Annotated in this window: 17 protein-coding genes; 7 read left to right on the top strand and 10 right to left on the bottom strand. The window is 47.9% G+C overall.

The features are described 5' to 3' along the window. Positions 1-50: 50 nt before the first annotated feature. Positions 51-875: an SGNH/GDSL hydrolase family protein gene (locus IC230_RS11220; RefSeq protein ID WP_191039076.1), complete on the bottom strand. Its 825-nt coding sequence runs from the start codon at positions 873-875 to the stop codon at positions 51-53. A 10-nt stretch (positions 876-885) separates the two neighbouring features. Beyond that, positions 886-2,214 (bottom strand): rhamnogalacturonidase, encoded by a 1,329-nt coding sequence (locus IC230_RS11215; protein WP_191039075.1) that lies wholly within the window; start codon positions 2,212-2,214, stop codon positions 886-888. 490 nt (positions 2,215-2,704) lie between these two features. Between IC230_RS11215 and dnaE the strand changes: the two genes are divergently transcribed. Then, on the top strand, positions 2,705-6,340 hold the full coding sequence (gene dnaE / locus IC230_RS11210; RefSeq protein ID WP_191039074.1) for a DNA polymerase III subunit alpha: 3,636 nt from the start codon (positions 2,705-2,707) through the stop codon (positions 6,338-6,340). A gap of 72 nt (positions 6,341-6,412) precedes the next feature. Beyond that, positions 6,413-6,757: a thioredoxin gene (gene trxA, locus IC230_RS11205; RefSeq protein ID WP_191039309.1), complete on the top strand. Its 345-nt coding sequence runs from the start codon at positions 6,413-6,415 to the stop codon at positions 6,755-6,757. Positions 6,758-6,854: 97 nt separating this feature from the next. On the opposite strand, the gene IC230_RS11200 is transcribed toward trxA, so the two are convergent. After that, positions 6,855-8,603, bottom strand: a complete 1,749-nt coding sequence (locus IC230_RS11200; protein ID WP_191039073.1) for a pyruvate dehydrogenase complex dihydrolipoamide acetyltransferase — start codon at positions 8,601-8,603, stop codon at positions 6,855-6,857. 193 nt (positions 8,604-8,796) lie between these two features. After that, a complete protein-coding gene (locus IC230_RS11195) occupies positions 8,797-10,005 on the bottom strand; it encodes a class I SAM-dependent rRNA methyltransferase (RefSeq protein WP_191039072.1) in 1,209 nt (402 codons plus the stop codon). A 231-nt stretch (positions 10,006-10,236) separates the two neighbouring features. On the opposite strand from IC230_RS11195, the gene IC230_RS11190 reads away from it, so the two are divergent. Further along, positions 10,237-11,121: a sugar phosphate isomerase/epimerase family protein gene (locus IC230_RS11190; RefSeq protein WP_191039071.1), complete on the top strand. Its 885-nt coding sequence runs from the start codon at positions 10,237-10,239 to the stop codon at positions 11,119-11,121. An 89-nt stretch (positions 11,122-11,210) separates the two neighbouring features. On the opposite strand, the gene IC230_RS11185 is transcribed toward IC230_RS11190, so the two are convergent. Further along, the gene (locus IC230_RS11185; RefSeq protein ID WP_223860588.1) at positions 11,211-12,275 is read right to left on the bottom strand and encodes a zinc dependent phospholipase C family protein; all 1,065 of its coding nucleotides are present in this window, start codon (positions 12,273-12,275) and stop codon (positions 11,211-11,213) included. Between the two features lie 103 nt (positions 12,276-12,378). On the opposite strand from IC230_RS11185, the gene IC230_RS11180 reads away from it, so the two are divergent. The 3 genes from IC230_RS11180 to radC all read left to right on the top strand — a co-directional run bounded on the left by IC230_RS11180 (position 12,379) and on the right by radC (position 13,965). Further along, complete coding sequence (locus tag IC230_RS11180) at positions 12,379-12,777, top strand: Dabb family protein (RefSeq protein WP_191039070.1); 399 nt, start codon at positions 12,379-12,381, stop codon at positions 12,775-12,777. Positions 12,778-12,880: 103 nt separating this feature from the next. Further along, on the top strand, positions 12,881-13,144 hold the full coding sequence (rpsT, locus tag IC230_RS11175; RefSeq protein ID WP_191039069.1) for a 30S ribosomal protein S20: 264 nt from the start codon (positions 12,881-12,883) through the stop codon (positions 13,142-13,144). Between the two features lie 125 nt (positions 13,145-13,269). Beyond that, positions 13,270-13,965, top strand: a complete 696-nt coding sequence (radC, locus tag IC230_RS11170) for a RadC family protein (protein WP_191039068.1) — start codon at positions 13,270-13,272, stop codon at positions 13,963-13,965. Between the two features lie 12 nt (positions 13,966-13,977). Here radC and IC230_RS11165 read toward each other — a convergent pair whose 3' ends face one another. The 5 genes from IC230_RS11165 to IC230_RS11145 form a co-directional block, all read right to left on the bottom strand. Beyond that, the gene (locus IC230_RS11165; protein ID WP_191039067.1) at positions 13,978-14,571 is read right to left on the bottom strand and encodes a pseudouridine synthase; all 594 of its coding nucleotides are present in this window, start codon (positions 14,569-14,571) and stop codon (positions 13,978-13,980) included. 72 nt (positions 14,572-14,643) lie between these two features. Further along, positions 14,644-15,420 (bottom strand): exodeoxyribonuclease III, encoded by a 777-nt coding sequence (locus IC230_RS11160; protein WP_191039066.1) that lies wholly within the window; start codon positions 15,418-15,420, stop codon positions 14,644-14,646. Between the two features lie 30 nt (positions 15,421-15,450). Beyond that, positions 15,451-15,942: a DUF6036 family nucleotidyltransferase gene (locus IC230_RS11155; protein ID WP_191039065.1), complete on the bottom strand. Its 492-nt coding sequence runs from the start codon at positions 15,940-15,942 to the stop codon at positions 15,451-15,453. Further along, entirely contained in the window at positions 15,933-16,130 is a 198-nt protein-coding gene (locus IC230_RS11150) for a hypothetical protein (RefSeq protein ID WP_191039064.1), read from the bottom strand. Before IC230_RS11150 ends, IC230_RS11155 begins: the two co-directional genes overlap by 10 nt. 12 nt (positions 16,131-16,142) lie before the next feature. Further along, complete coding sequence (locus IC230_RS11145; RefSeq protein ID WP_191039063.1) at positions 16,143-17,366, bottom strand: nucleoside permease; 1,224 nt, start codon at positions 17,364-17,366, stop codon at positions 16,143-16,145. A gap of 191 nt (positions 17,367-17,557) precedes the next feature. On the opposite strand from IC230_RS11145, the gene IC230_RS11140 reads away from it, so the two are divergent. Further along, positions 17,558-18,277, top strand: coding sequence for a LolA-like protein (locus IC230_RS11140; RefSeq protein WP_191039062.1), 720 nt, complete (start codon positions 17,558-17,560; stop codon positions 18,275-18,277). The last annotated feature ends 76 nt before the right edge of the window (positions 18,278-18,353 follow it).

Here is an 18,353-nt window from a genome sequence, read left to right as displayed (position 1 = left end):
CAATCCGCTGAATGATTCACCTATCAGGGTGGTGAATTATAACTCTGGAATCAATATTTTTTCAGCACCTTCACCAGTTTACGCGTAATCAGCTCGTACCCTTTATCGGATGGATGCAGACCATCGTAGGTCCGATCGATTGCGTCGACTGGATACGGATAGTCATCTGTTTCGGGATTGAACGGGATATCGATAAACTTCGGATAAGCGTAGTTGGTGTAAACGCCCGTTTGCGGATCTTTTAGGCGTTTGTATTTTACCAGTTTCTTATGAGTCAGGCTTTTCAGGTGATACAGATCAACAACCGGAAGCTTTTCATAACGGCCAATTGAATCAAGTGCATTGGCAAACGATTCGAGGTACTGCCCATTCTTCGCTTTATATGACCCGAACGCATTGTTTTTGAAATTAGTCAGATATACAAAATCGACGCGCTGCATGGGCGTAATGAGTAGAATTTGCGCCTGCGGATTCAGACTACGTAGTTTGTCGACAATTACCCGGAAAGAACCATACACTGTACCCGTACCCGTTTTTTGCTCATAATCGGCAAAACGACCCAGCGGCTTTCCGCCCCACCAGTCGTTGGTCCCCAGAAAAACCGAATAAATGTCTGCTTTGGTTAAGCCCAATTTGTCAATTTGCTCGGCAATCCGAACTGCTGTCCAGCCATTATGTCCCTGATTAACGTAGTGAATGTATGGCAGTTTCTCAGTCACACGGGTCATATACCCTTTGGTGATACGATCCCCCGTTTCGTTGCTATGGTCATTCAAATACGTAATGGAATCGCCAAGAGCCACCCATGTAAGCTCTTTGTGGGTGAAGGAACTGGTTAAACAGACCAGAACAAGGAAGATTATTCGATTTTTCATGAGGCTTATGCTACTCCACTATTTTATTGTTGACTTTCACATTTTTGAGGATAAACCCATTGACTACCGATTTGTCGATGGCCGCGTTTTTGCTTTCGACGGCGAAGTTCTCGAACGTGAAATTGGAGAGCTTGTCGCGCGCTGAAACCGCTACGTCGAAGAACGTATCACACACCAGCTCGATATTTTTCAGCGTCACGTGGTTCGCGTATGAAAGGGGCTCGTCTTTACGGCCCTGAAGATCATAGAACTGGGTCCACGGCTTTGCATACAGTAGACTATGCGCCTGACCTTTAATATTTTCCAGGCGAATGTATTCGTAAAGCTGTGGCGTATCGGGACGCATTTTCAGCCATAACACCCGGCTGGCCTCGCTGACGTGACAATTTCGCATAACAATATTTCGGTTGTGAATCGCTTCACTGCCGCAGGTAAGCGCCGAATGGCAAAAGCCAAACTCGCAATCCTCAATGATGATGTTGGTGTTGGCTCCGTTACTCGGCACACGGTCAGCCCAGGGTCCTTTGCCCCCTTTGAGCGCAATCGCGTCATCATTGACCGACATGTAGCACCCTTTGATCAGTACGTTGGAACAAGCATCGATATCGATGGCGTCCGTACTCGGTGCTTTGACGGGCTTGTAGGGCGAATAAATATGCGCATCCAGCACTTTCACATGCTGGCACTGATAATAGTGACTGGTCCAGAAACCCGCATTGTGCAGGTTCACATCCTGAACCTGTACGTTGTTGCATTTCCAGATAAAGACCAGTCTCGGGCGGGAAACCTCCAGATTCGTGCAGTTCGGATTTTCTTTACGTCGTTGCCAAAAGGCCTCCCAAAAGCGCAACCCGTTGCCATCGATCGTCCCTTTTCCCGAAATCGTAAAGCCATCAACCTGATACGCATTGACCAGAGCCGCAAAATAATCCAGACTCTGGCCTTCCATCCGCGACGGTAATTTTGGGTAGTCGACAATGTTATTGGAGCCTTTGAGGACAGCCCCCTCTGCTACGTATAAATGGGTTCTGGGCTTGAAAAATAAAGCTCCGCTCATGAACGTACCCTTCGGAATAACAATCACGCCCCCACCCTTCTGAGCGGCCGCATCAATGGTTTTCTGAATCGCGTCGGTTTGCACGACCGTACTATCCAGCTTTACGCCATAATTCGTAATCACGTACGTTTTCCCAAGCTGAGCCAGGCTAACCTTTTGGGTTGTCGTAAACCAGCCACTGATCGGACTACCATCCGGGAATGCCGCTTTGGATACGTTTTGCGCGACAAGCTGTGCACTGAGCGCAAGCATGCATAACAGCGCAACCACTATTTTTTTCATCTTCACTACGTTCTGTCCACAGGATCTGACTGTTAAACAAGCAAGATGCTCATCTTTACTGATTCGTCTTTCCTACCCTTTCCCTCATTTTATGATAAGCTAGATACATAGTGAAGAATGGCTACACCCGGCAACAATCGAACCCAGTATCCTGGAACTACTAAAGCGACTTATAGACTTGCTGTAACGCGGGTGGGAACCCGCGATGATGGCGACAATATCGCGGGTTCCCACCCGCGTTACAGCAAGTTTAGTGTACTTACCCCTATAACTTGGATCGATGTGAAGCGACGGCTTTTGCAGGCAGTCAACGAATTGATGTAATCTCTTTGCTTCTCAGTGCCTTATCTAAATCTTTCTAAAAATCCCTGCTCAATACCATCACTGTCCCCGTCAGTTTTCCTATTTTTACAGTGGAACGTAATCCTGCAAATCAGGAAAATCATAAAAACCTGCCGGGTGCCGGTGCGGTTCAGACAGTTCATTCGCTATGCAATTCTCTCATCTTCACTGCCACACCCAATACTCGCTGCTCGATGGTCAGGCCGATATTAAAAAGCTGATCAAGAAGGCGAAAGCCGATAACATGCCTGCTGTCGCCATTACCGATCACGGGAATATGTTTGGTGTGTTTGAATTTGTAGCCGAAGCCAGCAAACAGGGTATTAAACCGATTGTGGGTTGCGAATTCTACGTCGTGGAAGATCATACCATCAAGCAGTTTACCAAAGAGAAAAAGGACGTTCGCTATCACCAACTCTTACTGGCAAAGAATGCGCAGGGCTATAAAAACCTGGCGAAGCTCTGCTCGCTGGGGTATATGGAGGGATTGTATGGCAAGTATCCGCGCGTAACGAAAGCCCTGATTGATCAATATAAAGAAGGACTGATTGCCTCTACCTGCTGCATCGGTGCCAGCGTACCGAAAACGATTCTGAAGAAGGGCGAAGAAGCGGGCGAAATTGAGTTCAAATGGTGGCTAGACCGCTTTGGCGAGGATTACTACGTTGAATTACAGCGTCACGACATTCCCGATCAGATTAAAGCGAACGAAATTCTGATCAAGTTTGCCCGGAAGTACAACGTCAAGATCATTGCGTCGAACGATTCGCACTACGTCGATCAGGACGACTGGGTAGCGCACGATATTCTGTTGTGCGTAAACACCAACGAAAAGCAAAGCACACCGTCGATGAAAGATTTCAGCGACGACGATGTAATGCCCAAAAACACGCGCTTTGCCTTCTTCAGCGATCAGTTCTATTTCAAGAACACGCAGGAGATGACGACGCTGTTCAAGGATCTTCCCGAAGCAATTGATAATACCAACGAGATCGTAGGAAAGGTGGAGACGCTGAAGCTGAAGCGTGACATCATGCTGCCCAACTTCCCAATTCCGCAGGAGTTTCAGCAGCATACCGACGACGTACTGAATCAGTGGGAGTACTTGCGTCACCTGACGTACGAAGGTGCCAAAGAACGTTACGTCGATATTCTGCCGCACATTCAGGAACGACTTGACTTCGAATTATTTACCATCAAAACGATGGGATTCGCCGGGTACTTCCTGATCGTATCGGACTTCATTAAAGCTGGTCGCGATCTGGGCGTAATGATCGGACCCGGACGTGGTTCGGCAGCGGGGAGCGCGGTGGCCTACTGTACGGGTATCACCAACATTGACCCCATTAAATACGATCTTCTGTTCGAGCGGTTCCTGAATCCCGACCGAAAGTCGATGCCCGATATTGATACGGATTTTGACGATGAAGGTCGGCAGAAGGTGATTGATTACGTTGTTCAGAAGTACGGTAAGGCACAGGTCGCACAGATTGTTACGTATGGTACAATGGCGTCGAAATCGTCCATAAAAGACGTAGCGCGGGTAATGGATTTGCCCTTACAGGATGCAAACGCCGTTGTGAAGCTCGTGCCCGACAAGCCAACGTACAACATGACGCTCCGACGGATTTTTGAAGATCCAATTGATGGACCGGGCGGATTGGCGAGCGTTATCCAGCCCGAGGAAGTCGACAATGTAAAGCGCATGCGGGCACTCGAATCCGGCGACCGAAGCGCGGCTCAGGCCATGCGGATCGTGGATTACGAAAAGGTATCGGCGGTTCTCAAGCAGGCACGCAAACTCGAAGGAACAGTACGTAACACAGGCCTCCATGCGGCTGGAATCATCATCGCTCCCAGCGATTTGTCGGACATCGTGCCAGTCTCAACCTCGAAAGATACGAACCTGATTATCACGCAGTATGAGGGCAAAGTAATCGAGGATGCGGGCGTTATCAAGATGGACTTTCTGGGGTTGCGCAACCTCACCATCATCAAAGAATGCCTGCGACTTATCAAACAAAATCATGGTGGATTATTGATCAATGGCGTAGAAACGGGCATTGATGATATTCCGCTGGACGACGAGGAAACGTACAAGCTCTTCCAGCGGGGTGAAACCAACGCCGTTTTTCAGTTTGAATCCGACGGCATGAAAAAGCACATGAAAGACCTGAAGCCTGACCGTTTCGGGGATCTCATTGCCATGAACGCCCTCTACCGACCAGGCCCGATTGCCTACATTCCGAACTACATCAACCGGAAACACGGCCGCGAAGAAGTCAAGTACGACATGCCCGAAATGGAGGAATACCTGGGTGATACGTACGGCATTACGGTCTATCAGGAGCAGCTGATGTTGCTCTCGCAGAAGCTCGGCAACTTCACCAAAGGTGACGCCGACGTACTGCGGAAGGCGATGGGGAAGAAAGACAAAGCCACGCTCGACAAGATGAAGGGGAAATTTATGGATGGTTGTGCGTCCAATAACCTGCCCCTGAAAGTTTGCGAGAAAGTCTGGACCGACTGGGAAGCCTTTGCCTCCTACGCCTTCAACAAATCACACTCGACCTGCTACGCCTTTGTGGCCTATCAAACGGCCTATCTCAAAGCGCATTACCGTTCTGAATACATGGCAGCCGTTTTAACAAGCTGCTTGGGTACAATTGACAAGATTACGTTCTTCCTGGAAGAGTGTAAAAATATTGGCATTCCGGTACTTGGTCCTGATGTAAACGAATCAGAGCGCTTTTTCGGCGTAAACGACAAGGGCGAAATTCGGTTTGGACTGGGTGGTATCAAAGGCGCGGGCGATGCCGCCGTAGAAGCCATTATCGAAGAGCGGAAAGCGGGCGGACCGTTCAAGGATATATTCGACTTTGCCATCCGGGTTAATCTCCGAACGGTGAACAAAAAAACGTGGGAATCGCTGGCTTATGCCGGTGCGTTCGACAGCATTGACGAGTACCACCGGGCGCAGTATTTTGATATGGCCGATGGCGATACGTCGCCGTTCCTTGACAAGATCATCCGGTACGCTAACAATTATCACGCCGAGAAGGCCGCTGCCCAGCAATCACTGTTCGGAGCTATGATGAACGGGGAACCGATGATTGCCCGACCCAAACCTCCCGTTGTAACGGAATGGAACCAGATCGAAAAATTGAAATACGAGAAAGACGTCGTTGGCTTCTATATCACGGGCCATCCACTTGATGAGTTCAAACTCGAAATGGAAGGCTTCTGTAACTGTACGCTGGCCAATATTTTCGAGACGAAACAGCCTGAAATTAAAGTTGGTGGTATTGTTTCGGCGGTTCAAATGCGCGTAACGAAAAGCGGCAATCCGTTCTGTATCTTCAAAATCGAAGATTACAATTCGTCGCTCGAAATGGCTCTTTTCGGCGACGATTACGTCCGGCTGGTACAATACATTGAGGTGGGCCGGTTCCTGCACATTACGGGTAAGACGCAGAATAAATGGGGATCTGAGCAACTGGAGTTTAAACCTGTAAGTATTCGTTTGCTCAACGACATGCGTGAAAAATTCTGCAAAGAACTCCGCGTATCGTTAACCATCGACTCCCTGAACGCGCAGCTTGTAGCTAAACTCAACGAACTTGCGAATGCGCATCCGGGCACTTGTACGTTATCGCTCAACGTAGTAGATCATAACGAACGTATCGAAATCAGTTTACAGTCACGTACGCTGAAGGTTTCACCTGCCAATTCATTTTTAAGAGCACTGGAAGCAATAGAGGGCGTTACGTGTAAGGTGGCATAAATTCGGAACTAAACGTACTGAAAACGGTTTATGTGAATGAAACAAGTTCAACATAATAAACTCATTTCAGTCATGGCAGCAGGAACACATGCCGTAGAAGCTACCGATGCTAACTTCAACGATCTTATAAATTCCGACAAACCCGTTTTAGTAGATTTTTGGGCCGAATGGTGCGGTCCCTGTAAGATGATCGGACCCGTTGTTGAGCAACTGGCCGGTGAATATGAAGGGAAAGCCGTTGTCGCCAAAATGGACGTTGACCAGAATTCTGCAGTCCCCGCCAAATTTGGTATCCGCAGCATCCCAACCCTGATGATTTTCAAAAATGGTCAGTTAGTCGATAAAGTAATTGGTGCCGTTCCCAAGAACGTATTGGAGCAAAAACTGCAAGGCGCTCTGGAACCAGCAACGATTTAATAAAAAGGAGAAAAGGGAAGAGGGGGCGGAAAGGGACAAAGGGAATCTTACAATTTCCTCTCGTCCTTTTCCGCCCCCTCTTCCCTTTTCTCCTTTTTTACACCAGCATCCGCATCGGATCTTCGAGCAGTTGCTTAACCGTTTGCAGGAAAGCAGCTCCTGTTGCGCCATCCACTACGCGGTGATCGCAGGATAGCGTTACTTTCATGACGTTCGTTGGCTTCGCTACCTCGCCTTCAAATTTTACGGTCTGCTTGATCGTACCAATCGCCAGGATACAGGAATCGGGCGGGTTGATGATCGCTGTAAATTCGTCAATGCCGAACATACCGAGGTTTGAAATCGAGAACGTACTGCCCTCCCAATCTTTCGGCTGGAGCTTTTTGTCTTTGGCTTTAGCAGCCAGATCTTTCACTTCACCCGAAATGGTCGACAATGTTTTTTGATCGGCGTTACGTATCACTGGTACCAGCAGCCCTTCGTCAACGGCTACCGCTACGCCAATGTTAACGTATTTGTATTTTCGTATCTTATCACCCAGCCATGACGAGTTAACGTTCGGATGCTGTTTCAAGGCCACAGCAGCGGCTTTAAGTACAAAATCGTTGAACGATACTTTAACCGGGCTAACCGCATTGACTGTACCTCGCAACTCCATCGCCTTGTCCATGTTGATTTCCATGGTTAGGTAGAAGTGCGGAGCAGTAAACAGACTCTCGCTCAGGCGACGGGCAATCGTCTTGCGCATCTGGCTAACCGGAACGTCTTCATACTCACCTGCTGGTGCAGGCGCTGCAGGTTGTGCCTGTGGCGCTGCGGGAGCAGGAGCAGCGGCTGGTGCTGGCTGAGCAACCGGTTGTGGTGCGGCAGGTTTCGCAGCTGGCGCGGCTCCCGGTGTGAACGATTCAACATCGCTCTTCACGATACGTCCTTCAGGGCCGCTACCTTTTACCTGGGTCAGGTTAATGCCTTTATCTTCAGCAATGCGTTTAGCTAAGGGAGACGCTTTTACACGACCATTTGATTCGGCTGCGTCTCCTGTACCACCGCCATACGACAAGTCGGTATCAGCATCGGCAGGCAGATCGGCTTGTGGATTTTGTTCAGCGGTTGAACTACCACTTTCGCCCGTAGCGGCTTCTTTATCGGATGCTGGCGCTGGGGCAGATCCACCTCCCTCAACCAAAACTTTGAAATTCGCTCCCTTTTCGCCAACAACAGCAATGATATCGTCAACGGCAACAGATGCGCCTTCTTTTACACCGATATAGAGTAATGTACCTTCTTCATAGGCTTCAAGGTCCATTGTCGCTTTGTCGGTCTCGACTTCGGCCAGTATGTCGCCTGATTTTACGGTATCACCTTCTTTTTTATGCCACGCCACAATGGTTCCTTCGGTCATCGTGTCGCTCATTTTCGGCATTCGGATCACCGATGCGTTTACGTTCTCCGCTGGAGCTGCTGAAACGGCTTTCTGATCGGGTAATTTTGTCGCCGTCTCACCGCTTGCACTGTTGGCAGGTGCGGGTGCGGGATCTGGTTTAGGAGCCGCAGGTGCTTCCTGACTGCCTCCGCTCGAACCGTTAAGTAACGCTTTGTAATCCTCACCATCGGCGCCGATAACAGCTAAAACGCCGTCGACAGGTACAGATGCTCCTTTTTCAACGCCGATGTAGAGCAAAGTACCTTCATCGTAGGCTTCGAGGTCCATCGTCGCTTTGTCGGTTTCAACTTCGGCCAGTACGTCGCCGGATTTTACTTTATCGCCCACTTTTTTGTGCCACTCCGCAATGACGCCTTCGGTCATCGTGTCGCTCATCTTGGGCATTCGAATTAATTCAGCCATAAGTAGCTATATATGTATCGGGTTATACGAAAGGACTGAGCCGCCGGAGCACTGGACCAGCACTCTGGTTGAGGGTCAAAATTAGCGGAAACCGTGTAAGATTGTATCGCTAACTCTGGTTTTCTCTCTTTAACAATTCCTGAAGTCATTCGGTTGTCATCGAATTCATTCTATACGGCAAATGCTACGTTAATTACTCCACCCAAAGTACTAATCCTTTCAGGTAACCGCCTTCGGGGTGAAACAGACTAACCGGATGGTCGGCGGGTTGGCTCAAGTGATGTAATACACGTACCTGCCGGCCCGCTTCGATGGCTGCGGCCACAATCGTATTGTAAAACAGCTCCCGGTCTACAACCTGAGAACACGAGAACGTAAATAAAATCCCGCCTTTTGCTACCCGCCGAAACCCTTCAGCATTCAGCCGTTTGTATCCTTGTACGGCCCGGTGTCTGGCGGATAAACTTTTGGCAAACGCCGGTGGATCGAGCACCACTACGTCGTACTGATGATCACCGTGCGACGGACCGTGCTCTTTCAGATAGTGCATGACATCTTCGGCGTATGCCTCATGCTTATCCGTTTCGCCAACGTTAGCCGCTACGTTCTGATTTGTTAAGTCAATTGCTTTTTGCGACACATCAACCGAATGAACGGAACGGGCGCCAGCTTTGAGCGCATACACGGAAAATCCTCCTGAATAGCAAAACGCATTCAGTACGTTCTTCCCTTTGGCATACTGAGCCAGTAAAGCCCGGTTATCACGCTGATCGAGAAAAAATCCTGTTTTCTGTCCAGTTATCCAGTTGACGAGAAATGTATTACCATTCTCCTGAACAGGATGCGGTACAGGTGTTCGGCCAAAGAGATAGCCGTTCGTTACTGTGGCACCGTACTCATCGGGTAACGTATCCGCACTTTTATCGTAAACAGCCTGTAGTTCGTCACCAAAAACAGTTTTAAGCGCTTCGGTTATCAGTTCCCGGTCACGGTGCATGCCAATGGAATGAGCCTGCAATACCGCTACGCCATTATACATATCGACAATCAAACCTGTACAGCCATCTCCTTCTCCGTGCACCAAACGATAGCAATTTGTCTCACCGGTTACAATGGCGAGTCGTATCGTACGAATGCGAGCCAGTTTTTGTGTCCAGTAAGGTAAATCGGGCGTAATGGGTCCCCCGGACGTAGCACCAAACGAGAAGATACGTACGGCAATGCTGCCATCGTGATAATGTCCCGTAGCCAGGTAATTCTTTTTACTGTCGAATACCTCTACGACATCACCATCGTTCAGATCGCCTTCGTACCGGCTAATGGCTCGGGAAAAAATCCAGGGGTGGAATCGCCGAACCGCTTCATCGCGCCCGGCTTGCAGATATAATTTGGAAAATGTCATTCGTCTTCGGGAAAGGTCGCAAAGATAGGCTTAAAGGAGGAAAGGGAAGAAAGGAGAAAAGGGAAGAAGGAGAAAAGGGAAAAGTGAACCCGGGTAATTCTTTTGTTCCTTTCGTCCCTTTTCCCCTCTCCTCCTTTTCCCTCTCTACACAGATTTATTCACTTTTTTCTGATTCTTATTCCGCATAACTACGCCATCTTTACGTTTTAAACCCGCAAACTTTTTTTCTCTATGAAACGACGGAGTTTCCTAAAACAGTCTGGTCTGATCAGTGCCGGAGCTTTTACCCTTAGCCAAACGGGTTCACTGGCGGCTGACCTGTTAACGAGTGCCCCCGCTAAAAAAATTAACCCATTCGGCGTTCAGCTCTTCAGCGTTCGTGACGTATTGCCCAAAGATCCAAAGGGCGTCATGACGCAACTGGCACAAATGGGCTACAAACAGTTCGAAAGCTTCAGCGGAGCAAACGGTTTTTTGTGGGGTATGGAGCCTAAAGAAATTAAATCGTTCCTGGATGGGCTGGGTGTGAAGATGGTCAGTACGCACTTCAATTACAAAGCGCAGGCCGATAAGCCTGATGAGTTAAAGAAGAGCATTGAGATGGCGCATGACGCGGGGTTGTCGTATCTGCTTTGCCCGTATATGGGACCGCAAAAATCCTGGGACGACTGGAAAAAAATTGCCGAGCAGTTCAATACCGTTGGTGAAGAGGTCAAGAAAGCCGGGCTGAAATTCGGTTATCACAACCACGATTATTCGTTCCGCCCGCTGGATGGCAAACTTCCGCAGGAATATCTCCTGGATAATACGGATCCGAAAAACGTCATGTTCGAGCTGGATTTATGCTGGATTGACGTAGCAGGCGTGGATACGGCATCGCATCTTAAAAAATACGGAAAGCGCTACGAGCTTTGCCACGTTAAGGATTATACCGTGAAAGACGGAAAGCCGGTTCAGAATGATATTGGCAAGGGAAACGTAGATTTCAAAAAAACGCTACGTATCGCCATGGACAGTGGCATAAAATATTACCTTGTTGAACAGGAAGAATATCCACAATCGTCGCTGGCTAGCCTGAAAAACGACGCCGAGTACATGAAACAACTGGAAGTATAGTCCGATCCTTCAGAACCATGATGTTAACAAGATTGAAAGGATCACACAAGATTATTCGAATCCTGTAAATCTTTATCATCTTGTTAACATCATGGTTCAGATTCCTCCCGTGCTGAAAACAGCCGTTTCAGCCAACTCTTCTTTTCGTCGGCTTCCTCCTTCTGTTCTTCTTCCGTGAGCTGATACGTTGCCAGTGCCCGCAAATCGGGTTGCCCTGCGTCGACCCAGCACGTATACCAGAAATCGCCAACCATTTTGATTGACGCTCGCATCTGCCGTTCGACCTGGCCCCGCAGTCGTTCGTGATACTTTTGTGAGAAATCAGTTGAATACATTTTGGTCGTAATCCCGTTACGTTCTTCGAAACCAAATTTTCGGGTTTCGCCCATCTCTCCGGTTAATTGCTGCTCAAACCGCAATACCGAATCCAAAGCCGCATTAGCCCTGAACACAGCACGCCAGGCCGCCTTTTGGGGTGAATAAAGGTACTCCGCCCGCCCCGTCAGAAAGTCATAATCGACACTAAACAATTCCGGCAGACGCGACTCCCAGAATCCATGAATGCCCTGCTGGTTGGTCAACTGCCCGTTGTAGTTACGGGTGGTGTGCAGCGGTACGTTCGCATCGGCAATATAGTGACCCAAATCAGCCGCTACCCGTAAAATCCGTCGGACGTTACGTTGTTTAAAAGCTTCTGTCAACTGAAACTTGGTTAGTTGAATTTGCCAGGGTACAATCCCATGTAATGCCAACGTATCGGCTCCATAACGCTCGGCGGCCTCCTTATAAAAACGGGGCAACGTTGTGGTCAACGTATCCGGGTAAGCGTCCAGATCAATGAAATGCCGGGGCGCTTCACCAACAACCGCGTACCGGCGTTTATCCGGATTGACCGCATTGTCGGTTAAAAACCCAATATGCTTTTTAAAGAATGGCATCATGTCGACTGGTAGTGTAAAAACCGCCAGCCGGTTGATTTGCTGATGTGCATAAAACCCCCAGACCGGCCGCTGACAGCCAGAGTTTCGCTCAGCTAAACAATGCCATTCAGCGCTATTGTCATTCAGATTCTTATGCTTTTCGGACTTACCGTTTGCTAAACTCCCAAAAAAAATAGTAGAAGAAACTATTAGCCAAATAAAACAGTTGTACATTTGACAAATTATGGTACTTTTAAGGAAAAATATTTAATTATTCAACTAAACTGCCATGATATACCGAATAAAATTCTGAAAAACCGAAAAATATCAACTAATCATGAATGCAAAATCAAAGGGTTATACACTAGTTGTTGTGTTAATGTGCGCATTTGCTTTAACAATCTATGGTGCTTACTCACCCGCCAGAAAAGCCCAGAAACAGCAAATTGTGTGTATTAAATTCAAAAAAGGGGTCGAATCGCAAGCTGTTGAGCAGCATATGAACGGTTTTGCGGCCCTAAAGCATGAAATTCCACAGGTCGTTGGTTACACGTCTGGTAAGACAATTCTGCCCAATCAGGCTGTTTCTGAGTATGACGTAGTACATTACCTGACGTTTCAGAGTGAAGCAGATATAAAAACATTTGAGAATAGTCCTGCCTACAAACAATTTGTGACGCAGAATAAAGGTGTCTGGGAAAAAACGCTGACAGTCAACGCGGATATTCGTCAATAAGCGCTGCACCATGTAAAGAATTTCAGCTGGAGCTTTGGTTGTTCCAACCGAAATTCTTAATTTTGCGCCCTCATATCGCGACAACGATCTCATTTATATACCAATGGCAAACCACAAGTCGTCAAAAAAAGCAATCCGGTCAAGTGCCAAGAAGCGGTTGCAGAACCGTTACCAGCACGTAACAACCCGGAACATGGTGAAAAAGCTTCGTCTCACAACTGACCATGCCATGGCTGTTGAGCTGTTCAAAACGGTTTCATCTGCTTTGGACAAACTGGCTAAGCGCAACATCATCCACAAAAACAAAGCCGCCAACAACAAGTCGAAACTGGCTCGTTTGGTGAATGGTCTACAAGCTGCTGCTTAATTGCCGCACCGTTTTCGTCCAGTCATCGTTGCGGTTGATTCGTCTTTGAGAACCTTACCTTTTTGCGGGTAAGGTTTTTTTGTGCACTTTGTCAACGAAAACAGCTTCGTAATATACTTGCACCTATGTCGTATCAAACTTCCGGTACTATTCAAAGCTGGGCCGAAGAAGACCGCCCCCGTGAAAAACTTATGCTGAAAGGCAAGGCCGCCCTCTCAGAAGCAGAACTGATTGCCATTCTGATCAACTCCGGTACGATCGACCTAACGGCTGTGGACGTGGCAAAAATCATTCTCAAAAGCGTCAGTAACAATCTCAACGACCTGGCTAAGCTTAGTATTAAAGATCTGTCGAAATTTCGGGGAATTGGTGAAGCAAAGGCCATCAGCATCGTAGCAGCTCTTGAACTGGGGCGCAGACGGAAGGAACAGGATCGACCGCAACGGGCGCGTGTTACGTGCTCCCGCGATGCTTATAACGAAATGATTCCGCACCTGATCGACAAGCCCCACGAAGAGTTCTGGATTCTACTCATGAACCGGGCCAACGAAATTCTGCGGCCCGTTCAAATCAGTACAGGTGGTATATCGGGCACAGTTGCCGACCCGAAAATTATTTTCAAACAGGCCATCGAACACCTGGCTTCGTCGATGATTCTCTTTCACAACCATCCATCCGGCAACCTAATGCCCTCCCAAGCCGACAAAGACCTAACCCGCAAACTAAAGGAAGCCGGGCGAATTTTAGACATTCCGGTACTCGACCACCTGATTTTTACCGATAAGGCGTATTACAGTTTCGCTGACGAGGGCATTTTGTAGTAGCCGTCCAGGTTACAATTTTAGACTCTGCATTACCTCCGCCCGGCTCAGCTCCCGAACCTGACCAGGCATCATTCCTTCAGCCGTTAGTTCTTCAATGGCCCAGCGCACTAGACGCAGTGTTGGAAAACCGACGGCAGCCGTCATTTTACGGACTTGTCGATTTTTGCCTTCATGAAGCGAAATAGACAGCCAAGAGGTTGGGATACTGGCTCGATAGCGGATGGGCGGATTACGTTCGGGTAAGGCAGGCTCCACAATACGTTGAGCATTAGCAGGAAACGTAGCATAGGATTTCCCGTCTACCGAAATCGTAACCCCGTTTGACAAATGTTGGCAGGCATCCTCTGTCAGTGCCCCGTCAACCTGAACGTAGTACGTCCGATTATGGCGAAATTTCGGGTTTAACAGGCGGTGATTTAACTGCTTATCATTCGTCAGCAACAATAGTCCTTCGCTATCTGCATCGAGTCGTCCAACCGGATACACGTCGGCGGGGAAATCGTAATTCAGATCAGCTAACGTGGGTTTATTACCCTCTCGCGAAAATTGGGAGAGCGTTAAATACGGTTTATAGATGATGAAATAGTCTGAACCGGGATTCATCTGATTATACTGATTTTCTTGATTTTAAGGTACCGTTACGTTAGATAACGAAATCATAGTCAATCAAGCAGATCATACAAATTCTGGTTCAGCCATTGACAGCCATACCGGGCAATGATCCGCGTGAACAGCGTCGGGAAGCATTTTGCAATCGATGATCTGGTCGCGGAGGTTGTCAGTTACAGAAGCGTAATCGATACGCCAGCCCTTGTTGCTACTGCGGGCACCCGCGCGATAACTCCACCAGCTATACGCTACGTCGTCAGGATGTTTATACCGAAAAGAATCCGTCATGCCAGTCCCAAACCAGCGGTCCATCCAGGCGCGTTCTTCGGGCAGGAAACCCGTCGTGTTCTTGTTCCGCACGGGGTCGTGGATGTCGATGGTGTTATGGGCGATGTTGTAGTCACCCACTACGATTAACTTCGGACGAGTCTGCCGTAGCTTTTCTACGTAGTCGAAGAAATCGCGCAGAAATTCCATCTTAACGCCCTGCCGCAGTTCCCCGGTAGTGCCCGACGGGAAATAGCAATTTAGCAGCGTCAGGTCGTCGAAATCTGTTCGAAGAATACGCCCCTCACAATCGTAAACGGGCAAACCGCAGCCCGGCACTATGTTAGTTGGAGCAATTTTAGAAAACGTTGCGACGCCCGAGTAGCCTTTCTTTTCGGCCGCGTGCCAATGATACTGATAACCCAACTGGTCAAAAACTGACAAATCCACTACGTCGGTCGTCGCTTTAACTTCCTGAAAGCAAAGAATGTCGAATTGGTTCTGAGCCAGCCAGTCGATCAGGCCGTTGCGGAGAGCCGCCCGAATACCGTTAATATTATAGGAAATGAGTTGCATTTAGTAAGGAAAGAGTAGAACCAGAAGAGACTAGTCATCTGCTCGTTCGTCTCGTTTTTTGACTTCATCAATAATTTCATCAATCATCAGAATATCATTCAAATCTTTTGTCCGCCGAGCCAAGACTTTTGTTTCACGCAGATCATTTATGTGTAGGAAGTAGATAACCTGACCACCTGGCATTGTAAAAGGTCTGGCCCGCTGGCGACATTCCCGATAATTCAACCGGACGTGAACTTGGGTCAGGATATCAACCCCTTCTTCCAGGCGAACAATCTGAGGCTGGGTAAAATCCGTTGATGCAAGTGGCAATAATTCATCATCCGTAAAATCTAAATCACGTAATGTATTGACAAGCCTGTCCCGGTTTTCATTCGTGGGTTCCATCCATACATCTGCATCTTCAGTGTAGCGAATACCACCGTTTAAGATGAGAGCCAGTCCGCCAATCAGTATGTATCCCAGTTGGTTGAGATTGGCGGCTACCACAAATCGAACAAAATCATCATTGTCTAAATCCATGCTGGTTGCTCCAATGTGATACGTTTCGAGCGTTTTTGGGGTCTACCAAACAACCCGTAATGTCTGCGCTTCATTCGCTGATAAACTTGCCAACGTTCCTCAGGTGTCATAGCCACCTGTTCCCGAACCTGATCTTCATGCGGTCCATTCAGATCCGTATAAAACGTAATACGACGTTTCCTTTCCATAACGTGGTGATTCTATAAATTTCCCGGTACCAACTCGTCTTCTTTAGGCTGAATCCGCTTTTTGTCGGAAAACAACAGCACAAAGACTAGGAGAACGGCGGCTGCAATACCTGCCGGAACGAGCCAGACACCCAGCCAATCTTTGGTACCATCAGGGCGAGTATACATATCCAGCACCATACCCGACAGTTTGGAGCCGATCCCCATACCGATACCATACGTAGCAAGCGAAATCAACCCTTGTGCCGACGATTTGATTTTTTCGCCCGCTTTATTGTCTGTATAGATCTGGCCCGTTACGAAGAAAAAGTCGTAACAAACGCCATGCAGAACAATAGCCAGATACAGCATCCATTCCCCTGACCCACCATCGCCGTAGCCAAAGCAAAGGAAACGGACAATCCAGGCGATTAAGCCTACTATCAGCATTTTCTTGACACCCAGGCGCGTATAAGCCAGCGGGATCAGCAACATGAAAATCACTTCTGAAGCCTGTCCGAGCGACATTTTATTCTCCACATTTTGCATACCACCATCCGTCAGCGAGGGGTTGGCCATGGCGTAATAAAACGACAGCGGAATACAGATCAACACCGACGACAGGAAGAAAATGGCGAACGAACGATCTTTGAATAACTTGAAAGCATCAAGTCCCAGAATTTGCGAGAACGACGTAGCCGTAGTGGCTTTAGGGGGCGTGTCAGGCAGAAAGAACGAGAAAACACCCAGCACGAGCGCTGAATACATCGACAGTTGAAAAATCGTCACTTTATCGCCGAAACCATAGAAGCCAACAATGTTTGTGACAATAATCCAGGAGACTGTGCCCAAAACGCGAATACCCGGAAACTCTTTTTCGGGACTGGTCATTTGCTGCATCGCAATCGATGAAGTCAGTGCCAGCGTTGGCGCGAACGTAATGCAGTACGCGAGAATCAGGTAAAAGAAGTTGTTGGGATCAGTATTCTGCGTGATGAAATAGAGAACCACAGCACCCAGCAGATTCAGAACGCCTAACACTTTTTGAGCGGCAAAATAGCGGTCGGCAATCATTCCCACGAAGAAGGGAGCAATAATCATAGCCAGCGAGAAGGCCGCGTAGGCATTCCCGACCTGATCGCCAGTCGAATGAAGTTGGGTTAAAAGGTATTTACTCATCTGCCCGTACCAGGCTCCCCACACAAAAAATTGGAGGAACATCATGACGGAAAGCTTAATACGGGTTGTTGACAGCATCTTAAGATTGGTAAGTATAGGTTTCAGTCAATGAAGGTAGAAAACGACCGTCAGCCCTGCAAGCCGATCGCCCGCGAAAGTTGCCAGCTATGCAATAACGATGCGACGGATTCGTCAATTATATGGAGTATTACAGCGTAGTTTACGCAGCCAATTCAGTATCTTTGGTATAGTTTCTGACTAAAATTTTCATGAGAAAACAACTGATTACCTTTGTTGCCCTGGTGGCAATTCCGGCTTTATCCTTTGCCCAAACAGCCGACGAAGTGATTACGAAGCACGTAGCGGCTTTGGGTGGAGCTGACAAAATCGCGGCTATCAAAACGCTGGAATATGAACAAACAATGTCAATTCAGGGAATGGATCTAACGTCCAAAAGTACGTTTATCGTCGGAAAATCGATGCGAAGTGATATTTCCGTCATGGGCCAGCAAATCACAAACGTTATCGATGGTGACAAGGGCTGGATGATCAATCCAATGATGGGTGGTAACACACCACAGGATATGCCCGCTGAGGCACTGAAGTCAATTAAAAGTGCAACTGAACCGCCTATGTTTCAGTTAGCTTATGCTAAATCCGATAAGATTCCCTACGAATTAGCAGGTAAAGAAAAATTTGATGGAAAGGATGTATTTACTATCAAGACAACTCGTCCTGAAGGTACGTTCAATTACTATGTAGATGCTAGTTCTTACCAGCTATTGGGCTTTAAAGGAACAGTTAGTATGGGTGGTCAACAGGGGGAGACAACGGCCAAATTTTCTGATTATAAGGCAGTTGATGGCGTAAACATTCCTTACTCAAGCGAAATTACAGCGCCTGGTGCTCCTGGTACGATTACGGCCAAACTGACCAAAGTTTCTGTAAATGGGACGGTTGATCAAACGATTTTCGCCAAGCCCAAATAAACAACCTTTAAGTTCTATTGAAAAGAGACGTATAAACTACGTCTCTTTTTTTATTTGCCAACTATTCAACTGCATA

Origin of the sequence: Spirosoma validum, from assembly GCF_014699035.1 — a bacterium.
GTDB lineage: Bacteria > Bacteroidota > Bacteroidia > Cytophagales > Spirosomataceae > Spirosoma > Spirosoma validum.
This window is presented reverse-complemented; position numbering and strand designations above follow the sequence as displayed.

Coding starts and splice junctions, on each gene's coding strand:
- IC230_RS11220 (WP_191039076.1), bottom strand. CDS start 875: ATGAAAAATCGAATAATCTTCCTTGTTCTGGTCTGTTTAACCAGTTCC.
- IC230_RS11215 (WP_191039075.1), bottom strand. CDS start 2,214: ATGAAAAAAATAGTGGTTGCGCTGTTATGCATGCTTGCGCTCAGTGCA.
- dnaE (WP_191039074.1), top strand. CDS start 2,705: ATGCAATTCTCTCATCTTCACTGCCACACCCAATACTCGCTGCTCGAT.
- trxA (WP_191039309.1), top strand. CDS start 6,413: ATGGCAGCAGGAACACATGCCGTAGAAGCTACCGATGCTAACTTCAAC.
- IC230_RS11200 (WP_191039073.1), bottom strand. CDS start 8,603: ATGGCTGAATTAATTCGAATGCCCAAGATGAGCGACACGATGACCGAA.
- IC230_RS11195 (WP_191039072.1), bottom strand. CDS start 10,005: ATGACATTTTCCAAATTATATCTGCAAGCCGGGCGCGATGAAGCGGTT.
- IC230_RS11190 (WP_191039071.1), top strand. CDS start 10,237: ATGAAACGACGGAGTTTCCTAAAACAGTCTGGTCTGATCAGTGCCGGA.
- IC230_RS11185 (WP_223860588.1), bottom strand. CDS start 12,275: ATGTACAACTGTTTTATTTGGCTAATAGTTTCTTCTACTATTTTTTTT.
- IC230_RS11180 (WP_191039070.1), top strand. CDS start 12,379: ATGAATGCAAAATCAAAGGGTTATACACTAGTTGTTGTGTTAATGTGC.
- rpsT (WP_191039069.1), top strand. CDS start 12,881: ATGGCAAACCACAAGTCGTCAAAAAAAGCAATCCGGTCAAGTGCCAAG.
- radC (WP_191039068.1), top strand. CDS start 13,270: ATGTCGTATCAAACTTCCGGTACTATTCAAAGCTGGGCCGAAGAAGAC.
- IC230_RS11165 (WP_191039067.1), bottom strand. CDS start 14,571: ATGAATCCCGGTTCAGACTATTTCATCATCTATAAACCGTATTTAACG.
- IC230_RS11160 (WP_191039066.1), bottom strand. CDS start 15,420: ATGCAACTCATTTCCTATAATATTAACGGTATTCGGGCGGCTCTCCGC.
- IC230_RS11155 (WP_191039065.1), bottom strand. CDS start 15,942: ATGGATTTAGACAATGATGATTTTGTTCGATTTGTGGTAGCCGCCAAT.
- IC230_RS11150 (WP_191039064.1), bottom strand. CDS start 16,130: ATGGAAAGGAAACGTCGTATTACGTTTTATACGGATCTGAATGGACCG.
- IC230_RS11145 (WP_191039063.1), bottom strand. CDS start 17,366: ATGCTGTCAACAACCCGTATTAAGCTTTCCGTCATGATGTTCCTCCAA.
- IC230_RS11140 (WP_191039062.1), top strand. CDS start 17,558: ATGAGAAAACAACTGATTACCTTTGTTGCCCTGGTGGCAATTCCGGCT.